The sequence below is a fragment of the Mesorhizobium sp. M8A.F.Ca.ET.202.01.1.1 genome (assembly GCF_004791595.1).
GTDB lineage: Bacteria > Pseudomonadota > Alphaproteobacteria > Rhizobiales > Rhizobiaceae > Mesorhizobium.
Window position 1 is genome coordinate 1 of sequence record NZ_SRUN01000006.1, and the last position, 22,402, is coordinate 22,402.

A 22,402-nucleotide genomic window follows, 5' to 3' on the forward strand; every position below is an offset into this window, starting at 1 on the left:
AAAGCCCAAAATGCTCATCCGCATCGCACTCGCCAGAAAACTTCTCGTCATCCTCAACGCAAAAGCACGCGACGCGAGAAGCGAATTCGCAAATGCAACTTGACACCCCAGATAGTCGCTCTCCCCCGCTCCGCGGGGTGCGAGGAGCCCAAGTCTTGCTAAGCGGCGTGCCGGAACCACCAGAATTAGCAGGCAATCTCCATTTTCCTATTGCCGATAAAAATTATCCACGATAAAAGATGTCCATGAATTGGAGATCATCACGATGAAGCTGGGCGAGGGCGTTGAGGCGGCCATCCACTGTGCGGCGACGCTGGCCAGTGTGGACGGCAACAGCACCATGCCGGGCGCGGCACTGGCGGAAGCGTTCGGCCTGTCGCCGAGCTATCTCCTGAAGCATCTCAATATGTTGAGCGCGGCACGCATTCTGGAATCGGTGCCGGGGCCGGCGGGCGGCTATCGGCTGGCGCGGGCTGCGGAACGCATCACACTGCTCGACATCGTGCTGGCCGTCGAGGGCCGCGAACCCGCGTTTCGCTGCGGCGAGATCCGCCGCAACGGTCCGGTCAAGATCGATGCCTCGGCCTATGTCAAACCTTGCGGCATCAATGCCGCGATGCTGAAGGCGGAGCGCGCCTACCGGGCGGCGCTGGCCGAGGTGAAGCTGTCCGACATCGTGGCGGATTACGCGGCAGAAGGCGACCCCAGATCGTTTGCCGCGAGCTGTGCCTTTGTCGAGCGCCATCAGCGGCCGCAGAGATCCAGTTCAACCAACCAAGCCTAACCCTCCCGACGATGCGAAAGGAAAGACGATGAAACAGAGAATGCAATTCTTCGCCAAGGCGCCCGAAATCATGAAGGCGGTGTCGGCTCTCAACAAGGCGGTCGACGAATGCGGGCTGGAGGTGAGCTTGCTTCACCTGATCAAGCTCAGGGCTTCGCAGATCAATGGCTGTTCCTTCTGCGTCGAGATGCACAGCCGCGAAGCCAGGCGCGACGGCGAAACCGAGCAAAGGCTCTATCTGGTTTCCGCCTGGAAGGAATCGCCGCTGTTTTCCGAGCGTGAACGCGCCGCGCTGGCCTGGACCGAGGCGGTGACGCTGGTCGCCGACAACGGGGTGCCGGACGAGCTCTATGCGCGCGCGCTGGAGCATTTTTCGGAAGAGGAACTGGTCAAGCTGTCCGTCGCGGTCGGCATGATCAACACCTGGAACCGGCTCTGCATCCCGTTCCACGCCATCCATCCGATGCCGGCCGCCAAGGCGGCCTGATCGGTCCGGATGTTTGTTGGGGCGCCGCCGAAGAAGGCGGCGCTTCTACTGTTTCAAGGGGAGCGTTTGATGCCTGCCGATTTGCCTTCGACCTTGCTGTTTTTCGGCCGCCTGCTGGCCGGCGGCGCTTTCGTCTTCGCCGGCCTGCGCAACATCCAGAACGCGGCCTTCCTGACCGGGTTGATGGCCGCGCGCGGCGTGCCGCAGGCTCGGCTGGCGCTGTGGGCCGGCATCGTCCTGCAGATCATCGCCGGGCTCCTGGTGATATCAGGCCTCTGGACCGCGATCGCCTGCGCGGTGCTGGTGCTGTTCCTGGTCGTCGCGACACCGATGTTCCACAATTTCTGGGATCATCAGGGTCCGGACCGGGCGTCCCGCATCAACGGTTTCATCGGCAATGTCGCGCTCGGCGGTGGGTTCCTGACGCTGATCGCACAATCCGTTTGATGGCCGAAGTCAGGCCGCGAACCGCAGGCCGCCATCGCAGGTCAGTACCTGGCCGGTCATGAAGCTGTTGGAGACGAGGAAGGCGATCGCCGAGGCGACGTCCTCGGCGCGGCCAATCCTGCCCACGGGCGTTTTTCCCGCATATTCGGCAAAAACCGCTTGCCTCTGTTCTTCCGGCAAAAAATCCCACCAGGGCGTGTCGACGACGCCGGGCGCCACGACGTTGACGCGTAGCGGCTTCAGCTCGACAGCCAGGATCGGCGTCACGGTCAGCAGCATGCCGTTGACGGCACCGATGCCGGCGACACCGGGCATGGTGACCTGAGCTGAGACCGCCGAGATGAAGGTGACCGATCCGGATTTGCTCAACGTCGGCAACGCGGCCTGCAGGCAGGACAGTTGCGGCCGCACCTTTTCGTCGACGCCGCCGGCGATGTCGGCGAGATCGAGCGTCTCGAACGGTCCGAGGCCCTTGCCGCCGCTCGCCGCCAGAACGAGGTGGTCGAACGGACCGAGCCGATCGAAGAACTGGCGCACCTCATCGGGCTTCGACGCGTCGAAGGCGGCCTTGTCGGCTGCGCCACCAAGGCTTTTCCAGGCGCTGACGAGCTTGTCCTGGTTGCGCCCGGTGATGGTGACCTTCATGCCCGGGCCGAGCAGTTTGCGCGCTGTCGCCAGGCCGATGCCGGACGAGCCGCCGATGATGACTGTGTGTTCGGTTGTGCCGGTCATGACTGTTCTTCCTTCGATTTTGGCGAAGCCAGCCCGACGAGGTCGAGGCTCAGGCTTCGCAATTGATGTCTTGCCCTGGCGTCGTAAGCCTGGGCGTCGGCGTGGGATTCGCGCAGTCCGTCGAAATAGAGGCCGCTGCGGCCTTCGAGCTTTTGCGCGGTGGCGAGGTTCAAGATGGCGTCGGCGCCGGTTTCGACCGAACTCCATGGCTTCACCCCCGCCTGACGGACCATGGTGGTGTTCATGTAGCTCGCCGGATGCAGCGCATTGACGGTGACGCCGCTGCCTTTCAACTGCTCGGACAGATCGATGGTGAACAGGATCTGCGCCAGCTTGCTCTGGCAGTAGGCGCGCACGCCGCTATAGCCGTGGGTCAGCATGACGTCGTCGAAGTTGATCGCCTGCTGGCCGGCGGACGCCACATTGACGATGCGCGCCGGGGCACTTGCCCTGAGCAGCGGCAGCAGTTCCGAGGTCAGCAGGAAGCCGGCGAGATAGTTGACGGCAAAGCGCAGTTCGTGGCCGTCGGCGCTCGTCTGTCGCTTGTCGCCAGCCGTGCCGACGCCGGCATTGTTGATGAGGACGTCGAGGCGGCTCGTCCTGGCGCGCACGGCCTCGGCGAGGCGCCTTACCTCCGCCAGCGACGCGAGATCGGCCGCGAGAAACTCGGCCTTGCCGCCGGCGGCTTCGATCTCGGCGATAACGGCCTTGCCGCGTGTGGCATCGCGGCCATGCACCAGTACCCGTGCGCCGGAGGCGCCCAGCCTTTGCGCCACGACCCGGCCGACGCCGTCGGTCGATCCGGTGATGAGAATTGTCTTGTCTTTCAATTCCATGTTCAGAGCCTCCTGTTGCTGCTCCGAACGCAAGATGGGACGCTTCGCCCACGGCAAACAGTTCAAACTTTATCCTGGTATCAATACTGCTATAATAGCCGGTATGAACGCTTCCATCTCCGCTGCCCCCACCCAATCAGCCGACGAGAGCCGCCGGCGCGAACTCGGCGCCTTCCTGCGTTCGCGCCGGGAAAGGCTGACGCCGTTGGCCACCGGCATCGCAACAGGTCCGCGACGGCGCACGCCGGGTCTGCGGCGCGAGGAAGTGGCGATGATCGCCGGTGTCGGCACCACCTGGTACACCTGGCTCGAACAGGGCAGGGACGTGCGGCCCTCGGTCGAAGTGCTTTCGGCGCTCTGCGAGGCGTTGCGCCTCGACGCCGTCGAGAAGCGGCATCTGTTCATTCTCGCCGGCCGCCAGCAGCCGGAACGTCGTGTGGCGGCGCCCGAGAAGGTGGACGCTACGCTGTTGCATATGCTGCAAAGCCTCGTCCTGCAGCCGGCCCAAGTGGTCGGCCGGCGCTGGGATGTGCTTGCCTGGAACCCGGCCGCGGCGGCTGTGTTCGGCGACTATGGCCTGCTGGAGGGCGACAGCAGAAACATCGTCCACATGGTGTTCACCAATCCGCACCATCGCCGCCTGCTGGTCGACTGGGAAGAACTCGCCCGCGTGGTGCTCGCTTCGTTTCGTGCCGAAAGCGCCAAATATGTCGGCGATCCCGATTTCGACAGGCTGATCACCCTGATGATGAGTTCAAGTCCCGAGTTCCGTGACTGGTGGCCGCGGCGCGACGTGGCGCGCAGGCTGACCGGCGTGAAGCACGTTCGGCATCCCAAGGCCGGCTTGATGGCTTTCGAGCATATGAGCCTGTCGATCGATGACGGCTCGGATATGCGGCTGATCGTCTACACGCCGCTCGCCGAGCAGAACTCGGTCGCCAAGCTGCAACAATTGCTCGACGCGATGCCGGCCGAACGGCGCAGCGCCTGACGACGGTGCGTTCTGAGGCAAAGCCCTCCCAGCTTCGTCATCCCAGGGCGGAGCAGCTGCGAAGCGGCGTCGCGGAGACCCTGGGACCCATTCCGTGACTTGGCCGTCGAGCGCAGCGGAGCAGAATTCTGAACCGTTGCAGGGCTTCCGCGTCACGGCATGGATTCCTTGGGCTGCGGAGCAGCTCCAGGGGTCTGCGCCGCGTCGCTACGTTCCTTGCTTCGCCCTAGAATGACGAAGTGGTGAGCGCCTCGGCCCATCTCCGAGGTCAGCAACAACGCTACCCCTTCGGCTTCAGCCCATCCAAGAATAACTGCTCGAGAAATCTCGCGGCGTCCTCGAAACGGCCGTCGCCGCCGCGGTTCGGGCCGAGCACGGCGCGGACCTGGACGTCGAAATCGGCATAGTGCTGGGTGGTCGCCCAGATCGAGAAGATCAGGTGCCAGGGATCGGTCCTGGCGATCTTGCCGGCGCGCATCCAGCCCTTGATGACGGCGGCCTTCTCGTCGACGAGCGTCTTCAACTCGCCCGCCAGCAGCGGCATGATGCGCGGTGCCCCTTGCAGGATCTCATTGGCGAACAGCCGGCTCTCGCGCGGAAAGTCGCGCGCCATTTCCAGCTTCCGCCTGATGTAGCTCCTGAGCTCGGTCATCGGATCGCCGATATCGTCGAGTTCCCTCAGCGGCGCCAGCCAGGTTTCGAGCAGCCGTTCCATCAAGGTCTCGTGAATGTCTTCCTTGCGGCGGAAATAGTAGAGCAGGTTCGGCTTCGACATGCCGGCGGCTTCGGCGATCTGGTCGATGGTCGAGCCGCGGAAGCCGTTGGTGGAGAACACTTCGAGCGCGGCCTCCAGGATCAGTTCGCGCTTTTCCTGCTGGATGCGGGTGCGGCGAGGGGCTTGCGTGCTGATGGTCACCGTTGCGGGCCCTCGCATTGACGGTCATCTGGACCAATTCTCTGGACCAGTTTTTCCCTAGCCTGTGGAACGCACTTCAGGAGCCGCATTTCCGCTAGTAATCCTTGACCGCCGACAGGGCGGTGCTAACGTTTGTCCAATCGGTCAAAATTTGCGTAGCATGAAAGCACGGCAAAGACCAAGCGTTGGACGCACCGAAACAGGTTACAAGGGGAAGTCTTGGTCATGTCCAACCGGCTGAAAGTCACGCCGAACGATCTCAGCGCATTCTGGATGCCGTTCACGGCAAACCGGCAGTTCAAGCAGGCGCCGCGCATGTTCGTGTCCGCCAAGGACATGCACTACACCACCAGCGACGGCCGCAAGGTGCTGGACGGCACCGCCGGTCTCTGGTGCGTCAACGCCGGCCACTGCCGCCCGAAGATCACCGAGGCGATCCAGCACCAGGCCGCCGAACTCGACTACGCCCCGGCCTTCCAGATGGGCCATCCGATCGTGTTCGAACTGGCGAACCGCCTGGTCGACATCGCGCCCAAGGGCATGGACCATGTGTTCTTCACCAATTCCGGTTCGGAATCGGTCGAGACGGCGTTGAAGATGGCGATCGCCTATCACCGCGTGAAGGGCGAGGGCTCGCGCACCCGGCTCATCGGCCGCGAGCGCGGCTATCACGGCGTCAATTTCGGCGGCATCTCGGTCGGCGGCATCGTCACCAACCGCAAGATGTTCGGCACGCTGCTGGGCGGCGTCGACCATATGCCGCACACCCACCTGCCGGAGAAGAACGCCTTCTCCAAGGGCGTGCCGGAGCATGGCGCGGAACTCGCCAACGAGCTGGAGCGCATCGTCGCCCTGCATGATGCCTCGACCATTGCCGCCGTCATCGTCGAGCCGGTTGCCGGCTCCACCGGCGTCATCCTGCCGCCGAAGGGCTATCTCGAGAAGCTGCGCGAGATCTGCACCAAGCACGGCATCCTGTTGATCTTCGATGAGGTCATCACCGGTTTCGGCCGCCTCGGCGCGCCGTTCGCCGCTGATTATTTCGGCGTCACGCCCGACATCATGACCACCGCCAAGGGTGTCTCCAACGGCGTCATCCCGATGGGCGCGGTGTTCGTCAAGAAGGAAATCCACGACGCCTTCATGACCGGCCCCGAGCACATGATAGAGTTCTTCCACGGCTATACCTATTCGGGCAATCCGATCGCCTGTGCGGCGGCACTCGGCACGCTCGACACCTACAAGGAAGAAGGACTGCTGACGCGCGGCGAGGAACTGTCGCCCTATTGGGAAGATGCGCTGCATTCGCTGAAGGGCGAGCCGCATGTCATCGACATCAGGAACATCGGCCTGATCGGCGCGATCGAGCTGGCACCGATCGCCGGCAGTCCGACCAAGCGGGCCTTCTCCGCCTTCGTCAAGGCGTTCGAGCGCGGCGCGTTGATCCGCACCACCGGCGACATCATCGCGCTGTCGCCGCCGCTGATCATCACCAAGGGCCAGATCAACGAACTGATCGACCATGTGCGTGAAGTTTTGAGGTCTATCGATTGAAGATCTGGGCGCGGATATCCCTCCCCCTCGAGGGGAGGGTGGCCGCGAAGCGGTCGGGTGGGGTCGGTGCGACTGGGCGCCGACCTGATCTTTTGCCGCGAGGCCGCCGTTGATGCCCCGGACTCGCGTGAGTTTCGAAATGCGCCAGAAGGCGCGCGCGCTTCGAGTTCACGCGACCAAGGGCGAATCCCTGCTCTGGTATGAACTGCGCGAGCTGAAATCGACCGGCATCAAATTCCGCCGCCAGTGCCCGATTGGACCGTACATCGTCGACTTCGCCTGTTTTGGTGTGAAACTGGTGGTCGAAGTGGATGGCGATCTGCACGAACACGAAAAGGGCAAACAGCACGACGCCGTTCGTGATGCTTATCTGCGTTCGCTCGGGTTCGATATCTTTCGCGTTGACGAGCCCGATGTCATAAACAGCGCCTGGCATGTCGCGCAGGCGGTCAAGGGGAAGGTCGAGCTTATGTCAGGCGACCCCACCCGACCGCTTCGCGGCCACCCTCCCCTCGAGGGGGAGGGGGACGCCGCGCAATTGGAGAGGTTTTGAATGGCCGCACCCGGCGAAAATCTGCGAATCAATTCAGACCGTTTGTGGGATTCGCTGATGGAGATGGCGAAGATCGGCCCCGGCATTGCCGGCGGCAACAATCGCCAGACCGTGACCGACGAGGACGGCGAGGGCCGGCATCTGTTCAAGCGCTGGTGCGATGCGGCCGGGCTCGAAATGGGCGTCGACGAAATGGGCACCATGTTTGCCCGCCGCGAAGGCACCGACCCCAGCCTGCCGCCGGTCTATGTCGGCAGCCATCTCGATACGCAGCCGACCGGAGGCAAATATGATGGCGTGCTCGGTGTGCTCGGCGGCCTGGAGATCGTGCGCTCGCTCAACGATCTCGGCATCAAGACGAAACATCCGATCGTCGTCACCAACTGGACCAACGAGGAAGGCGCGCGCTTCGCGCCGGCGATGATGGCCTCCGGTGTGTTCGCCGGCGTGCTCGACCAGGCCGACGTCTACGAGCACACGGACAAGAACGGCAAGAAATTCGGCGAGGAACTGGAGCGCATCGGCTGGAAGGGCACCGAAAAGGTCGGCGACCGCAAGATCCACGCCTTCTTCGAACTGCATATCGAACAGGGCCCGATCCTCGAGGACGAAGACATCGACATCGGCGTCGTCACCCACGGCCAAGGCCTGAAATGGCTGCAGGTGACGCTGACCGGCAAGGAGGCGCATACCGGCTCGACCCCGATGCCCAAGCGCCGCAACGCCGGGCTCGGCATGGCGCGCGTGATCGAGCTGGTGCACGAGATCGCCATGGACTACCAGCCCGACGCGGTCGGCGCTGTCGGGCACATGGAAGTCTATCCGAACTCGCGCAACATCATCGCCGGTCGCACCATCTTCACCATCGACATTCGTTCGCCCGAAAAGGAAGTGCTCGATGCCATGGATGGCCGCATCCGCGAAGGCATCGACACGATCTGCGACGCGCTGGATATCAAATACGAGATCGAGCAGGTCGGCCATTTCGATCCGGTCACCTTCGACAGGGACTGCGTCAAGGCAATCCGCGATGCCGCCGATCGGCTCGGTTACACGCACCGCAACATCGTCTCTGGTGCCGGCCACGATGCGTGCTGGATCAACCGCGTGGCGCCGACCGCCATGGTGATGTGCCCTTGCGTCGACGGGTTGTCGCACAACGAGGCCGAGGAGATCACCAAGGAATGGGCATCGGCCGGCGCCGATGTGCTGTTCCACGCGGTGGTGGAGACGGCCGTCATCGTGGAGTGAACTAAGAGATCTACATTCGAAACGCCGCTCACCAAGAAGCGCGAAGAGAACAGGGAACAGATGAATGACCAAAGTCATCAAGAACGGTACTGTCGTCACCGCCGACCGCACGTGGAAGGCCGATGTGCTGTTCAGCCACGGCAAGATCGTCGCCATCGGCTCGGACCTGCACGGCGACCATGAGTACGACGCCACCGGCTGCTATGTCATGCCGGGCGGCATCGACCCGCACACCCATCTCGAAATGCCGTTCATGGGCACCTATTCGGCCGACGATTTCGAATCAGGTACGCGAGCGGCCCTTGCCGGCGGCACGACCATGGTGGTCGATTTCTGCCTACCGGCGCCGCAGCAATCGCTGCTCGAAGCCCTGCAGATGTGGGACAACAAGACCTCCAAGGCTGCATGCGACTATTCCTTCCACATGGCGATCACCTGGTGGGGCAAGCAGGTGTTCGACGAGATGGCCACGGTGGTCGACAGGGGCATCACATCGTTCAAGCACTTCATGGCCTACAAGGGCGCGCTGATGGTCGACGACGACGAGATGTATGCGTCGTTCCAGCGCTGCGCCGACCTTGGCGCGCTGCCGCTGGTCCATGCCGAGAATGGCGATGTGGTCGCGGCGTTGTCGCAGAAGCTGCTCGCGGCCGGCAATAATGGGCCTGAGGGCCACGCCTATTCGCGTCCACCGGAAGTGGAGGGCGAGGCGACCAACCGCGCCATCATGATCGCCGACATGGCCGGCGTGCCGCTCTATGTCGTGCATGTCTCCTGCGAGCAGAGCCATGAGGCGATCCGGCGGGCGCGCCAGAAAGGCATGCGGGTGTTCGGCGAGCCGCTGATCCAGCACCTGACCCTCGATGAGAGCGAGTATTTCGACAAGGACTGGGACCATGCGGCGCGCCGCGTGATGAGCCCGCCCTTCCGCAACAAACTGCACCAGGATTCGCTGTGGGCGGGCCTGCAGGCCGGATCGCTGCAGGTGGTGGCGACCGACCATTGCGCCTTCACCACGGACCAGAAGCGTTTCGGCCTCGGCAATTTCACCAAGATCCCCAACGGCACCGGTGGCCTCGAGGACCGGTTGCCGGTGCTGTGGACCAGAGGCGTCAACACCGGGCGGCTGACGATGAACGAGTTCGTCGCGGTGACCTCGACCAACATCGCCAAGATCCTCAACATGTATCCGAAGAAGGGCGCCATCGTCGAAGGCGCGGATGCCGACATCATCGTCTGGGATCCCCAGCGCAAGAAGACCATATCTTCGAAGAAGCAGCAGTCTGTCATCGATTACAATGTGTTCGAAGGCGTCGAGGTGACCGGCCTGCCGCGCTTCGTGTTCTCGCGCGGCGAACTGTCGATCGAGGAGGCAGAGGTCAAGGCGAAGCCCGGCCATGGCGAGTTCGTAGGGCGGGAGCCGAACGCCGCGGTCAACCGGGCGCTGTCGACGTGGAAAGAGATCACCGCGCCGCGCAAGGTCGAGCGGACGGGCATCCCGGCGACGGGGGTTTGACCATGCGCGCCATTCATCTTGCCATGGCCGCCGCGGCGCTGTTGTCAGCGGGCCATGCGTCGGCAGCCGGCATCGATCTCAGCAAGCCTTATGGCGACAAGTATGGCTGCATCAACAAGAACGGTCAGGAAGTCGCCGCCGATCAGATGCTGCTTCTGACCGACAAGGAACTGATCACGGCGGCCAGCGCCTGCACCTTCACCGAGACGAAGGCGCAGGCCGATGGCTCGTTGATGATCAAGGCCGAGTGCGAAGCCGAAGGTGAGGACGGCAAGTCGCCGGCCACCTTCACCATCAAGCGCAGCGCCAAGAATGCCAAGAAACTTTCTGTCGTCGACGAGGACGGCAATGTGATGGGTGAAGTCTCCCGGTGCAAATGATGGCGACAACCCTCGCGTCGGTGTCAGGCGACGAGCGCATCCAGTTCCGGCAGCAGAACGACGCTTTCCTGTTCGTTGGGATCGGTGCGGGCAATGACGGCCGAAGAGGGGGCGTTGCTGAGATTGGCCGGCAGATGCGGCACGCCAGCCGGGATGTAGAAGAGGTCGCCGGCCTTGACGACGATGTGATGTTCGAGCCGGTCGCCATACCAGGTATGGACTTCGCCGGAGAGCACGTAGATCGCCGTTTCGTGGTTCTCGTGCAGATGCGCCTTGGCGCGGGCGCCGGGCGGCATGGTCAGCACGTGCATGCAGATGCCGGATGAGCCGACAGTTTCGGTCGCGATGCCGGCCAGATAGGTCAACCCCTGCTTGCCTTCATAGGTGCTGTCAGGGCGAATAAGACGACAAGTGGGTTTGGGCGACATCGGGGAAACTCCGGGCGTCGATTGAGTGGAACAAGGTCGGTGGGCCAATGGGACAGGGCAAGTGGAAAACAACATCGCGATAAAAGCAACCGGATTTCAGCCGGCGCCCCGGTGCGGTGACAAGGCAGGCCGCAACCGATGACGGGATCTTCGCCAGCCGTCGTTTCGGCAAGCAAGCTTGGCCTCACCTTCCAGACCAATGACGGCCCGGTCCAGGCGCTGTCCAATGTCGACCTGACCATCGGCAAGGGTGAGTTCGTCTCCTTCATCGGGCCGTCCGGCTGCGGCAAGACCACGCTGCTGCGCGTCATCGCCGATCTGGAGAAGCCGACTTCGGGGATGATTTCGGTCAACGGCATGACGCCGGAACAGGCGCGCGAGAAACGCGCCTATGGCTATGTCTTCCAGGCAGCCGCCCTGTTTCCCTGGCGCACCATCGAGCGTAATGTGGCGCTGCCGCTGGAGATCATGGGCCTGTCCAAGACCGAGCAGGCGGAGCGGATCAAGCGCACGCTCGACCTCGTCAACCTCACCGGCTTCGAGAAGAAATATCCCTGGCAGCTTTCCGGCGGCATGCAGCAGCGCGCCTCGATCGCGCGCGCCTTGGCCTTCGACGCCGACCTCCTGTTGATGGACGAGCCGTTCGGCGCGCTCGACGAGATCGTGCGCGACCACCTCAACGAGCAATTGCTGCAACTGTGGGGCCGGACCAACAAGACCATCTGCTTCGTCACCCACTCCATTCCGGAGGCCGTCTATCTGTCGACCCGCATCGTCGTCATGTCGCCGCGTCCGGGCCGGGTCAGCGACATCATCGAATCGACGCTGCCGAAGGAGCGCCCGCTCGACATCCGCGAGACGCCGGAGTTCCTGGCGATCGCCGCGCGGGTGCGCGACGGGTTGAGGGCGGGGCATAGTTATGATGATTGAGCGCCCCGGCAAGCGAGCGACCAACCACGCCTTCGTCACCCTGGGGTGGAGCAGGCGCGCAGCGGCCTGCGTTATGGAAGCCGCCCGCCGCGATTTCGTCATCCTAGGGCGAAGCAAGGAGCGAAGCGACGCGGCGCAGACCCTAGGATCCATGCCGTTAGTTCTGAGCTCCGCAACGGTGCAAAACGATGCACCCTCCGCTGTGCCTTCGAAGGGGAATTTTCTCTACTGCTTACATTCCTTGATCGACGTCACGGAATGGATCCTAGGGTCTGCGCGACGCTTCGCGTCGCTCCGCCCTAGGATGACGAGCGCGAAGGTGGTCGACCTCCGCTTCGCTCCGGCCACCCTCTCCCCGATGGGGAGAGGAGGGCGCCTCGCTGGCGAGGCCTCCTGATGGACACCTTCCGCGACAAACTCGTCCCCGTGACATCGATCCTGGCCGGTGTCATCGTGCTCTGGTACGTTTTCGCCGTCATCCTCAACGCGCCGTTCCAGCGCGATCTCGACACCCGTGCCAACGAAACCCCCGGCACTGTCGAGTTCATCGGCAAGACGCTGTCGCAGCCGAAGCCGACGCTGCCGGCGCCGCATCAGGTGGCGGTGAACTTCTTCGAAAACACGTTTCTGCGGCCCATCAATTCGAACCGAAGCCTCGTCTACAACGCCTGGGTGACGCTGTCCTCGACGCTGCTCGGCTTTGCCTTCGGCACCGCGCTCGGCATCGTCATTGCCGTCGGCATCGTGCATGTGGCGACGCTCGACCGCAGCCTGATGCCGTGGATCATCGCCTCGCAGACCATTCCGATCCTGGCGGTGGCGCCGATGATCATCGTCGTGCTGGCGGCGATCGGCATCACCGGGCTGATCCCGAAGGCGATGATCTCGACCTATCTGTCGTTCTTCCCGGTGACGGTCGGCATGGTGAAGGGCCTGCGCTCGCCCGAGATCATGCATCTCGACCTGATGCACACCTACAATGCCAGCCGCACGCAAACCTTCTGGAAATTGCGCGTGCCCGCCTCGGTGCCGTTCCTGTTCACCTCGATGAAGGTGGCGGTGGCGGCAAGCCTGGTCGGCGCCATCGTCGGCGAACTGCCGACAGGCGCGGTCGCCGGCATCGGCGCCAAGCTTTTGGCCGGCGCCTATTACAGCCAATCGATCGACATTTGGTCGGCGCTGGTCGCGGGCTCGATCGTGGCGGCACTTCTGGTCATGGTGGTCGGCATTGCCGGCCGCATCGTCGACCGCGCCATGGGCGGGAGGCCAGCATGAACTGGCTGAAACCTTCCTGGCAAGCGGTGCTGGCGATCGTTCTGTGCCTGATCGCGGTCGCGCTTGGCGCTATGTCGAGGCCGGAAGCGGCAGCGCTTGCGGACCCGACGGCGAGCATCAACTATCCCTATCTGGGAACGAAGGGCTTGATGCTCGGCCTTGCCGTGGTCGCGGCGCTGATCTCGATGGTCAGGATTCCATCCGTCGCAGAGGCCGTCGTGCTGTTCATCGGCGCGCATCTCGTCGCCTGGCTGCTGATATCGGGGATCGCAGGTTTCGAAGGCGCGGCACTGGCGCCGTATTTCCTGCTGCTGACGGCCGTCTGGCTGCTAGGCTGGCGTTGCGTCGCGGTGCTGTCGGGGCTCCGCCCGATAGCGGGTTGGGCGCGGACCGCTTTGCGTCTGATCATCCCCGCCATCTTCGGCGCCTGGATCCTGATCATCTGGGAGGCGGTGACGCGAGGCGCCGGCATTCCGTTCATCCTGCTGCCGCCACCGAGCGCGATCGGCGCGCGCATCGCCGGTTCGCTGCCGATACTCGGCGCCGATGTCCGGCAGACCATCTTCAAGGCGGTGCTCTTCGGCTATGTCGTGGGCAGCGGCGGCGGCTTCATCACCGCCATCCTTGCCGACCGCGTGCCGTTCCTGCGGCGCGGGCTGTTGCCGATCGGCAACATGGTCTCGGCGCTGCCGATCATCGGCGTGGCGCCGATCATGGTGATGTGGTTCGGCTTCGACTGGCAGTCCAAGGCGGCCGTCGTCATCATCATGACCTTCTTCCCGATGCTGGTGAACACGGTCGCCGGGCTCGCCGCGTCCGGCCATATGGAGCGCGACCTGATGCGCACCTATGCGTCCGGTTATTGGCCGACGCTCATCAAGCTCCGGCTGCCGGCGGCAGCACCCTTCATCTTCAACGCGCTGAAGATCAACTCGACGCTGGCGCTGATCGGCGCCATCGTCGCCGAGTTCTTCGGCACGCCGGTTGTCGGCATGGGATTCCGCATTTCGACCGAGGTCGGGCGGATGAACATCGACATGGTCTGGGCCGAAATCGCAGTTGCAGCACTTGCGGGTTCGGTCTTTTATGGCGTGGTCGCCCTTGTCGAAAGGGCCGTCACGTTTTGGCATCCCTCTGTCCGTGGTGGATAGGGGCGGTGGGTTTAGGGCACTAACTTCAGAGGGTAAGAAAATGAAAAGACTTATTATTCCAGTTCTGGCCGGCGCGATGTCGCTGGCCGCGTTCCAGGCAATGGCCGCCGACAAGGTGACCTTGCAGCTGAAATGGGTCACGCAGGCGCAGTTTGCCGGCTACTATGTCGCCAAGGCCAAGGGCTTCTATGAGGCCGAAGGCCTCGATGTCGACATCAAGCCGGGCGGCCCCGACATCGCACCCGAGCAGGTGATCGCGGGCGGCGGCGCCGACGTCATCGTCGACTGGATGGGTGGCGCGCTCGCCGCGCGCGAAAAGGGCGTGCCGCTGGTCAACATCGCCCAGCCCTTCAAGAAGGCCGGCATGGAACTGGTCTGCCCGAAGGATGGGCCGATCAAGACCGAAGCCGACTTCAAGGGTCATACGCTGGGCGTCTGGTTCTTCGGCAATGAATATCCTTTCTACGCATGGATGAACAAGCTCGGGCTCAAGACCGAGGGCGGCCCGGACGGCGTCACCGTCTTGAAGCAGAGCTTCGACGTGCAGCCGCTGATCCAGAAGCAGGCCGACTGCATCTCGGTCATGACCTACAATGAGTACTGGCAGCTGATCGACGCCGGCTACAAGCCCGAACAGCTCACCGTGTTCAACTACTCGGCGATGGGCAACGACCTGCTCGAGGACGGGCTCTACGCCTCGGAAGACAAGCTCAAGGATCCGGCCTTCGAGGACAAGATGGTGCGCTTCGTGCGCGCCTCGATGAAGGGATGGAAATACGCCGTCGACAACAATGACGAAGCTGCCGGGATCGTCATGGACGGCGGTGGCCAGGACGAGAACCACCAGAAGCGCATGATGAGCGAAGTCGCCAAGCTGATCGACAATGCCGACGGCAAGCTCGACCCGGCGACCTATGAGCGCACCGCCAAGGCGCTGCTCGACCAGAAGATCATCACCAAGGAGCCGACCGGCGCCTACACCACGGCCATTACCGACAAGGCGGTCAAGTAAGCCGGACTGGCGTGATCAACAGCGCCTGCGACCGGTTTGACGGCTGATACCAAAAGGGGCGGGCGACCGCCCCTTTTCCATGCGCTCCAATCACAAAACCGTGTGCAGGGATACATTGCGCCGCCCATCCGTTGCAATAAAGCATGCGCGCGTCGGGGGAACCGCGACGCATGCTTTATTCAATATTCAATCGGAGGTTCTTCATGCGCGCTCACTCCTTCCTTCCGGCGCTATCGGCGCTCGCTATTTCCACCGCTTTCCTGTTCGCATCACCGGCCATGGCCGAGATGGTGAAATACAAGGCGACCCTCGATGGCGGCCAGCAGAGCCCGGCCGTCACCACCAAAGGCAAGGGGACGGCCACTCTCACCTTCGACACGACCAAGAAGAAGCTCAGCTGGAACGTGAAGTATTCCGGCCTCAGTGGCCCGGCAGTGGCCGCGCATATCCACGGCCCGGCGGCAATGGGTGAAAACGCTGATCCCGTGATCCCGTTCAAAGGCAAGCTGAAGAGCCCGATCAAGGGGTCGGCCACGTTGACCGATGCGCAGGCCGCTGACCTGGAGGCCGGCAAGTATTACGTCAACGTGCACACGGCCGCCCACAAGGACGGCGAGATTCGTGGCCAAATCGAAAAGGCGATGTAGGGTCCGGAGCGCCGCTCGCGCTTGAAGGCCGGCGGGACAGCGCCCCCCTCTGTCCTGCCGGACATCTCCCCCACCTGGGGGGAGATCGGCAGCTTGGAATGCAGCACCTTTTCTTTGGAGCCGATCGGTTCCTTCAGCTCTTGTCGCGAATCTGCGTCATCGTCCGGGTCGGCGTGATGGCCTCGGGATCGAGTCTGATTTCGACGATCGCCGGCCTGCCGCTGGCGCGGGCACGTTCGAAGGCAGGCGCAAAGTCTTCGGTCTTCTCAACCGTCTCGCCATGGCCGCCATAGGCGCGGGCAAGCGACGCGAAATCGGGATTTTTCAGGTCGGTGCCGACCACACGGCCCGGATATTCGCGCTCCTGATGCATGCGGATGGTGCCGTAGATGCCGTTGTTGACGACGACGACGATGATCGGCAGGTCGTATTGCACGGCAGTGGCGAATTCCTGACCGTTCATCAGGAAGCAGCCGTCGCCGGCGAAGGCGACCACGGTGCGCTCCGGATAAAGCGCCTTGGCGGCGACGGCCGCCGGCGTGCCGTAACCCATCGAGCCGGAGGTCGGCGCCCCTTGCGTGGCGAAGCGGCGGAAGCGGTGGAAGCGATGAACCCAGGTGGCGTAATTTCCGGCGCCATTGGTCAGGATGGCATCGTCGGGCAGTACCTTTTCTAGGTAATTCATGATCGGCCCCATCTGCACCGGGCCGGGGCCGCTTTCCGGCGGCGTCGACCAGTCGAGATAGGCGGCGTGCAACTTTGGCGTTTCTTCCGCCCAGGCCGGCGTTCCGGCCGGCTTGCGCTTGGCGAAAGCCTCGACGAAAGCCGCCGGCGAGGCGTTGATCGCCGGCGTCGGGCGATAGACCCGGCCGAGTTCGCCAGCATCGGCATGGACGTGCACCAGTACCTGGTCGGGATAAGGGCTCTTCAGCAGCGTGTAGTCCGAAGATGGCATCTCGCCCATGCGGCCGCCGATCAAGAGAACGACGTCGGCCTGCTTGATCGCCGCCGCCAGCTTCGGATTGATGCCGATGCCGACATCACCGGCATAGTTTGGATGAAGATGGTCGAACAGCATCTGGCGGCGGAAGGAACAGCCGACAGGAAGCGACCAGGCCTCGGCGATTTCGTGCATCCGCGCCACGGCGTCCGCGTTCCAGCGCGTGCCGCCAAGGATGACGAACGGTCGCTTGGCGCTGCTCAGCAGCATTTCCAGCGCGCCGAGCTCGGCCTCGCCCGGATAGGTCTCGACCGGCGTATGGGGAAGTGCTTTCGGCGCCTCGACCTCGCTGGTCAGCATGTCCTCGGGCAGCGAGATGACGACCGGGCCGGGCCTGCCCGACGTCGCCACGGCGAAGGCGCGGGTGACGAATTCCGGGATGCGGGAGGCATCGTCGATCTCGACCACCCATTTGGCGATGTCGCCAAAAAAGCGCTTGTAATCCACCTCCTGGAACGCCTCGCGCTCCTTGGCATGGCTGGCGACCTGGCCGATGAACAGGATCAGCGGAACCGAATCCTGCATGGCGATGTGGACGCCGGCCGACGCGTTGGTGGCGCCGGGGCCGCGGGTGACGAAGCAGATGCCGGGCTTCCCGGTCAGCCGGCCCTGGCAGTCGGCCATCATGGCGGCGCCGCCTTCCTGACGGCAGACGATGGTGCGGATCGCGGAGTCATGCAGCGCGTCGAGCACCGCAAGGTAGGATTCGCCCGGCACGCAGAAGATACGGTCGGTGCCGTTGGCTTCGAGGGCGTCGACGATCAGTTGTCCACCGGTCTTCATTTCCCAGACTTCTCCAGTTCCGCAAGGATTTCGTCAGTGTGCTCGCCGAGACGCGGCGAGGGGCGTTCATAGGTGAGCGGTGTGCCCGACATCACCATCGGCGCGCGCACCGACGGCAGGCGGTTGCCATGGCCGTCGTCAAGGTCGAGCCGCATGCCGCGGGCAATGGTCTGCGGATCGGCGAACATCTGGCCGATCGTGTTGATCGGGCTTGCCGGCACGCTGGCGGCTTCGAGCTTCGCCAGCAGCGGATCGCGATCCCAGGTCTTCAGCGCCTCGATGATGCGTGCGCGAAGGTCCACGCGGTTGGCGACGCGAGCTGGATTGGTGGCGAAATCGGGATTCACCGGCAGATCGCCCAGCCCGACGGCGGCGCAGAATTTGCCGAACTGGCCGTCATTGCCGACGGCCAGGATGATGTGGCCGTCCCTGACCGGAAGCACTTCGTACGGGGCAATGTTCATGTGGGCATTGCCCATCTGCACCGGCGACTTGCCGGAGACGAGATAGTTGAGGTTCTGGTTGCCGAGGGCCGAGATCTGGGTGTCGAACAGCGCCATGTCGATGTGCTGGCCTTCGCCGGTCTGTTCGGCATGGCGAAGTGCCGCCTGGATGGCGATCACCGAATAGAGACCGGTGAAGATGTCCGAGATGGCGACGCCGGCCTTTTGCGGCTCGCGGCCGGCCTCGCCGGTGATCGACATCATGCCGGCCATAGCCTGGATGATGAAGTCGTAACCGGCGCGTGGCGCATAGGGCCCATCCTGGCCGAAGCCGGTGATCGAGCAGTAGACCAGGCGAGGGTTGATTTTCTTCAGACTGCCGTAGTCGAGCCCGTATTTCTTCAGGCCGCCGAGCTTGAAGTTCTCGATCAGCACATCCGCCGTCGCGACCAGGCGGCGCACCGTCTCGGCGCCTTCCGGCGTCGAGAAGTCGATGGCGATGGAACGCTTGCCGCGATTGCAGGAATGGTAATAGGCGGCCGACAGGTTCTCGCCGTCATGGCTCATGACGAAGGGCGGACCCCATTTGCGGGTGTCGTCGCCGCCATCGGGGCTCTCGACCTTGATGACATCGGCGCCGAGATCGGCAAGCAACTGCCCGGCCCAGGGGCCGGCAAGAATGCGGGCGAGTTCGACGACGCGGACGCCTTTCAGCGGGGGTTCGGCCATAAATCACCGTGGTTGCGGCAATCACCGTGATTGCCGCGAAAGCAGTGCCTCTAGCAAGCCCGGCAGCGGCTGTCACGGTCCTTGCAATGGGCCAACCCGTCACGCCTTCAGGACATTGTCCGCCCAGTTGGCGAAGTCGTCCATGATGATGTCGCGGTTCACCTCGTTCAGGCTTTCATGGCGGGTGTCGGCGTAAACCTTTGAAACCAGATTCGAAAAGCCCATCTTACGCATACGATTGGCCAGATGGGTGATCCCCTTGCCGTAGTCCGAGGCAGGGTCTTTTTCGCCGCCAACGATGGCGACGGGGATGTCGCGGCGAACGGCGGCAAAGCCTGCATCCTTGCCGCCGTTGAGCGCCATGGCGACCACGTCGCGCCACATCGAGATGGAGGCATCCCAGCCGCAGAGCGGATCGGTGATGTATTTCGCCACCTCCGCCTCGTCGCGCGACAGCCAGTCGAACAAGGTGCGATGGTTGGGCACCGCCTTGCCCCAGGCCTGGAAGGTGAGTTTCGGCAGCAGGCGCGACGGGACATCGGAGCCCAGCCGCATCCGTTCCCAGGCGAGGATACCGAGAGCCACCTGGCCGAGCAGGCCTTGCGAGAAATTGCCGTTCCAGATCGCCGCGGCATGAATGCGCCCGGAATGGCGTAACAGGTAGTTCAGCGCCACGGACGCGCCCATCGAATGGCCGAAAAGGATTACCGGCAGGTCAGGCTGCTCGCGGGCGATGAGATCGTGGATGGCGTCGACATCGGCGATCACCTTGGCCGGGTCGTCCTTGTCGGCGAATCTGCCCAGCGGGGCGTCGGGCGCCTTGGTCGCGCCATGGCCACGGTGGTCATGGACATAGACATGGAAGCCCCGGGCGGCCAGGAAACCGGCGAAGCGGTCGTAGCGGGCGGCATGTTCGGCCAGGCCGTGATTGATCTGGACGACCGCACGGGCAGGGCTGTCGGCCCGCCGGACGAACAGATTGAGGTCTGCGCCGGTCGGCGAGCGAACCACGCGCTGCTGGCTGAATGGCATGCCGGCCGGTCTCCCCCTGGTTCCGCCTTTGTCATGTCCAACGTGTGCGCCGGTGCCAGATTTGCGTCAATCTGGCCTGCCGGCTTTTCCGCGACGATCTTTCTTGCCACGGGCCTGCAAAATATCGCAATTCTGACATGGAGACAGCTTCAGTCTGTCGCCCACTTTCCAGCAGGGGATTCTCCATGCGCATTGCTGTTGTTTTCGGATTGGCCTTGTTGGCCGGGTCGCTGGCGGGCGCGGCGCATGCCGACGTCAAGATGAGCGGCACCTTCGTGGCCGATGCTGCCTGTCCGGCGACGCAGGCGATCAAGAACGGCAAGAACCCCGGCAATGTCTCGACCGATGCCGGACAGACCTATCAACTGCTTGCCGGCAACAAGGACACGCCGACCCACTATCTCATCCAGGTGCCGGGCGCCGATCCCGAGCGCCGTTGGGTGAAGGTGAGTTGCGGCCACCTTTCGGGCAGCAGCGCGGCGACGGTGCCGGCGGCACCGGGTGGGCAAGGCAAGCCCGCCGCCTCGGGAAAACCCGAATATGTCTTCGCCTTGAGCTGGCAGCCGGCCTTTTGCGAGACCAAGTCGAACAAGACCGAATGCAAGGCGCAAAATCCTGGCGAATTCGATGCCACCAATTTCACGCTGCACGGTCTGTGGCCTCAGCCGAACGGCAATTTCTATTGCCAGGCTTCGGCCAGCGACAAGGCCAATGACAATCCGGCCCACTGGCAGGACCTGCCGCCGGTCAACCTCGATGCCGACACCCGCGCGGAGCTGGACAAGGTGATGCCGGGCACCGCCTCGAAGCTGGAACGGCATGAATGGATCAAGCACGGCACCTGCTATGGCAAAAGCCAGCAGGAGTATTTTTCCGACGCCCTCCATCTGATGCGCGAGGTCAACAGCTCGCCCGTGCGCGACCTCTTCGCCAAAAATATTGGTGGCAAGCTGACGGCGGACCAGATTCGCGGTGCTTTCGACCAGGCCTTCGGCGCGGGAGCAGGCGACAGGGTGCGGGTGTCCTGCGTCATCGATCCGTCGAACGGCCGGCGGCTGATCGGCGAACTGACACTCGGCCTTGCCGGTCCGATCGGCCCGAACAGTTCGCTCAAGGACCTGCTGCTGGCCTCGGTGCCGACCAACAAGGCCGGTTGCCCGACCGGCACGGTCGACGCGATCGGGTTCCAGTAAGGACGGGATCGCCGCTTCCGGTCGGCGCGGCTGTCGCGGATAGGGCTAAACCTGGGCTGACCTGGTCCAGGCAATGGCGGCGTCGGCCTCATGCCCGCCAGGTTCACCGACGACGCGGTCGCGTCCGGTCGATTTCGCCTTGTAAAGGCGCTGGTCGGCGAGCGCGAACAGGTCGGCCAGGCAGTGCGTCGTTTCGCTGACGGTGGAAACGCCGGCGCTGACGGTCAGTTCGAACCGGCTGGTGGCGGCCGATGCCTTGAGCGCGGTGCGGACGCTTTCGCCAAACAGCCTGGCGACGGAATGCGGACGCGAACTCAGTATGGCGAATTCCTCGCCGCCGATCCGGAACACCTGGTCCTCGGCGCCCGCCGCCTCGCAAAGTACGGTTGCGACCGCCTTCAGCGCCTTGTCGCCTTCGGCATGGCCGAAACGGTCGTTGATCGACTTGAAGTGGTCGACGTCGACGATGAGCAGGCTGAGCGGCTTCGCCGTGCGCAGGCTGGCCTGGACGGCGGCTTCACCATCGGCGTCGAAGCGTCCGCGGTGCAACAGGCCGGTCAGGCCGTCGCGGCCGACATGCTCGACCAGCGCTTCGTAGCGTTCGCGATAGGTCAGGGTCTCGAAAATGTCGGTCAGCCCACGCGGCATCTGGACGTCCCGGACCTCGAACCATTTGAGGTAGGCAACCAGCATGGCGCTGAAAGTCAGTGCCGCTGCCATCTTGGCGAACCAGCCGCCGAAGAAGACCGCGATCGGCGCCCCGGCAACAAAATGCAGCGCGGTGAAGAAGCCGGCCTGGTCGAAGGTGAGCACGCAGGCGACCGAAATCAGGATGCGCGCGAACTGTGCCTTGCGCAGGGTGCGCCCAAGCTTTTCATAGAGCAGAATGATCAGGATGGCGTCGATGACCAGCAGCGTCGTGCCCCACACCATCAGCCAGCCCATCTCGTCGATGAAGCCGATGTCGGGGAGCCGGCCGTCCGGCAGCGGCGCGATGGCGTGCAGACGAAGCAGCAGCACCAGCCCGATCATCAGCGCATTGCCGAGCAGCAGGCCGTAGATCGGCTGGCGCACGGTGGCGGCGTCTTCCTTCATGTAGAGCAGGAGGAGCATCACCAGCTTGCCGGAAAAGAGCACCGCTGAGCCTGGCGAGACCATGCCGAACGGTAGGGCCACGTAAAAGACGCTGGCGAGATAGGTCTCCAGGAAATGCATGACGCCGAGCGCGCAGACGAAGACACCGAGGCCGATGCGCTTGCGGAAGCGGAAAAGCGTCACCATGACGCTGAAGTAGACGACCGCTTCGGCAAGGAGCAGGAAACTGTTCAGCAA

23 protein-coding genes and 1 pseudogene are annotated in these 22,402 nt (G+C 63.6%); 16 read left to right on the forward strand and 8 right to left on the reverse strand.

The window, feature by feature from the left end; genetic code table 11:
* The 4 genes and pseudogenes from EN845_RS36775 to EN845_RS14720 all read left to right on the forward strand — a co-directional run.
* Nucleotides 1-103 (forward strand): annotated as a pseudogene (locus EN845_RS36775) (IS110 family transposase); the annotation flags it as partial.
* A gap of 162 nt (nt 104-265) precedes the next feature.
* Nucleotides 266-784 carry an Rrf2 family transcriptional regulator gene (locus tag EN845_RS14710; RefSeq protein WP_127871731.1) on the forward strand — a complete coding sequence of 173 codons (519 nt, stop codon included), beginning with the start codon at nt 266-268 and terminating at the stop codon, nt 782-784.
* 28 nt (nt 785-812) lie between these two features.
* Nucleotides 813-1,271: a carboxymuconolactone decarboxylase family protein gene (locus EN845_RS14715; RefSeq protein ID WP_127871730.1), complete on the forward strand. Its 459-nt coding sequence runs from the start codon at nt 813-815 to the stop codon at nt 1,269-1,271.
* Between the two features lie 69 nt (nt 1,272-1,340).
* The gene (locus EN845_RS14720) at nt 1,341-1,718 is read left to right on the forward strand and encodes a DoxX family protein (RefSeq protein ID WP_127871729.1); all 378 of its coding nucleotides are present in this window, start codon (nt 1,341-1,343) and stop codon (nt 1,716-1,718) included.
* 9 nt (nt 1,719-1,727) lie between these two features.
* Here the strand turns inward: EN845_RS14720 and EN845_RS14725 are convergent, their stop codons facing one another.
* Both EN845_RS14725 and EN845_RS14730 read right to left on the reverse strand, forming a co-directional pair.
* The gene (locus tag EN845_RS14725) at nt 1,728-2,450 is read right to left on the reverse strand and encodes an SDR family oxidoreductase (RefSeq protein WP_127871728.1); all 723 of its coding nucleotides are present in this window, start codon (nt 2,448-2,450) and stop codon (nt 1,728-1,730) included.
* On the reverse strand, nt 2,447-3,286 hold the full coding sequence (locus tag EN845_RS14730) for an SDR family NAD(P)-dependent oxidoreductase (RefSeq protein WP_127871727.1): 840 nt from the start codon (nt 3,284-3,286) through the stop codon (nt 2,447-2,449). The genes EN845_RS14725 and EN845_RS14730 overlap by 4 nt, the downstream gene beginning before the upstream one ends.
* 103 nt (nt 3,287-3,389) lie before the next feature.
* Between EN845_RS14730 and EN845_RS14735 the strand changes: the two genes are divergently transcribed.
* Nucleotides 3,390-4,277 (forward strand): helix-turn-helix transcriptional regulator, encoded by an 888-nt coding sequence (locus EN845_RS14735; RefSeq protein ID WP_127871726.1) that lies wholly within the window; start codon nt 3,390-3,392, stop codon nt 4,275-4,277.
* A 280-nt stretch (nt 4,278-4,557) separates the two neighbouring features.
* Here the strand turns inward: EN845_RS14735 and EN845_RS14740 are convergent, their stop codons facing one another.
* Nucleotides 4,558-5,211, reverse strand: a complete 654-nt coding sequence (locus EN845_RS14740; protein ID WP_189522877.1) for a TetR family transcriptional regulator C-terminal domain-containing protein — start codon at nt 5,209-5,211, stop codon at nt 4,558-4,560.
* Nucleotides 5,212-5,418: 207 nt separating this feature from the next.
* Here EN845_RS14740 and EN845_RS14745 point away from each other — a divergent pair, with 207 nt between their 5' ends.
* The 5 genes from EN845_RS14745 (at nt 5,419) to EN845_RS14765 (ending at nt 10,447) form a co-directional block, all read left to right on the forward strand.
* Nucleotides 5,419-6,747 (forward strand): aspartate aminotransferase family protein, encoded by a 1,329-nt coding sequence (locus EN845_RS14745; protein ID WP_127871725.1) that lies wholly within the window; start codon nt 5,419-5,421, stop codon nt 6,745-6,747.
* Between the two features lie 139 nt (nt 6,748-6,886).
* Nucleotides 6,887-7,300: an endonuclease domain-containing protein gene (locus EN845_RS14750; RefSeq protein WP_245511745.1), complete on the forward strand. Its 414-nt coding sequence runs from the start codon at nt 6,887-6,889 to the stop codon at nt 7,298-7,300.
* On the forward strand, nt 7,301-8,551 hold the full coding sequence (locus EN845_RS14755) for a Zn-dependent hydrolase (RefSeq protein WP_127871723.1): 1,251 nt from the start codon (nt 7,301-7,303) through the stop codon (nt 8,549-8,551).
* A gap of 64 nt (nt 8,552-8,615) precedes the next feature.
* Nucleotides 8,616-10,067: a dihydropyrimidinase gene (gene hydA, locus EN845_RS14760; protein WP_127871722.1), complete on the forward strand. Its 1,452-nt coding sequence runs from the start codon at nt 8,616-8,618 to the stop codon at nt 10,065-10,067.
* A 2-nt stretch (nt 10,068-10,069) separates the two neighbouring features.
* Complete coding sequence (locus EN845_RS14765; protein ID WP_127871721.1) at nt 10,070-10,447, forward strand: hypothetical protein; 378 nt, start codon at nt 10,070-10,072, stop codon at nt 10,445-10,447.
* Between the two features lie 23 nt (nt 10,448-10,470).
* Here EN845_RS14765 and EN845_RS14770 read toward each other — a convergent pair whose 3' ends face one another.
* Nucleotides 10,471-10,875, reverse strand: coding sequence for a cupin domain-containing protein (locus EN845_RS14770; RefSeq protein WP_127280216.1), 405 nt, complete (start codon nt 10,873-10,875; stop codon nt 10,471-10,473).
* 138 nt (nt 10,876-11,013) lie between these two features.
* Between EN845_RS14770 and EN845_RS14775 the strand changes: the two genes are divergently transcribed.
* From EN845_RS14775 to EN845_RS14795, 5 genes are all read left to right on the forward strand, one after another.
* Nucleotides 11,014-11,805: an ABC transporter ATP-binding protein gene (locus tag EN845_RS14775; protein ID WP_127871720.1), complete on the forward strand. Its 792-nt coding sequence runs from the start codon at nt 11,014-11,016 to the stop codon at nt 11,803-11,805.
* A 396-nt stretch (nt 11,806-12,201) separates the two neighbouring features.
* Complete coding sequence (locus EN845_RS14780) at nt 12,202-13,080, forward strand: ABC transporter permease (RefSeq protein WP_127871719.1); 879 nt, start codon at nt 12,202-12,204, stop codon at nt 13,078-13,080.
* A complete protein-coding gene (locus tag EN845_RS14785) occupies nt 13,077-14,231 on the forward strand; it encodes an ABC transporter permease (protein WP_127871718.1) in 1,155 nt (384 codons plus the stop codon). The genes EN845_RS14780 and EN845_RS14785 overlap by 4 nt, the downstream gene beginning before the upstream one ends.
* 40 nt (nt 14,232-14,271) lie before the next feature.
* The gene (locus tag EN845_RS14790) at nt 14,272-15,243 is read left to right on the forward strand and encodes an ABC transporter substrate-binding protein (protein ID WP_027160663.1); all 972 of its coding nucleotides are present in this window, start codon (nt 14,272-14,274) and stop codon (nt 15,241-15,243) included.
* Between the two features lie 203 nt (nt 15,244-15,446).
* On the forward strand, nt 15,447-15,890 hold the full coding sequence (locus EN845_RS14795; protein WP_127279293.1) for a CHRD domain-containing protein: 444 nt from the start codon (nt 15,447-15,449) through the stop codon (nt 15,888-15,890).
* Between the two features lie 133 nt (nt 15,891-16,023).
* Here EN845_RS14795 and EN845_RS14800 read toward each other — a convergent pair whose 3' ends face one another.
* From EN845_RS14800 to EN845_RS14810, 3 genes are all read right to left on the reverse strand, one after another.
* The gene (locus EN845_RS14800; protein ID WP_127871717.1) at nt 16,024-17,673 is read right to left on the reverse strand and encodes a thiamine pyrophosphate-binding protein; all 1,650 of its coding nucleotides are present in this window, start codon (nt 17,671-17,673) and stop codon (nt 16,024-16,026) included.
* Entirely contained in the window at nt 17,670-18,845 is a 1,176-nt protein-coding gene (locus EN845_RS14805) for a CaiB/BaiF CoA-transferase family protein (protein ID WP_127871716.1), read from the reverse strand. The genes EN845_RS14800 and EN845_RS14805 overlap by 4 nt, the downstream gene beginning before the upstream one ends.
* A gap of 99 nt (nt 18,846-18,944) precedes the next feature.
* Nucleotides 18,945-19,877, reverse strand: a complete 933-nt coding sequence (locus tag EN845_RS14810; protein WP_127871715.1) for an alpha/beta hydrolase — start codon at nt 19,875-19,877, stop codon at nt 18,945-18,947.
* Between the two features lie 185 nt (nt 19,878-20,062).
* Between EN845_RS14810 and EN845_RS14815 the strand changes: the two genes are divergently transcribed.
* Nucleotides 20,063-21,070 (forward strand): ribonuclease, encoded by a 1,008-nt coding sequence (locus EN845_RS14815; RefSeq protein WP_127871714.1) that lies wholly within the window; start codon nt 20,063-20,065, stop codon nt 21,068-21,070.
* A 45-nt stretch (nt 21,071-21,115) separates the two neighbouring features.
* Here EN845_RS14815 and EN845_RS14820 read toward each other — a convergent pair whose 3' ends face one another.
* Nucleotides 21,116-22,402: a GGDEF domain-containing protein gene (locus tag EN845_RS14820; protein ID WP_127871743.1), complete on the reverse strand. Its 1,287-nt coding sequence runs from the start codon at nt 22,400-22,402 to the stop codon at nt 21,116-21,118.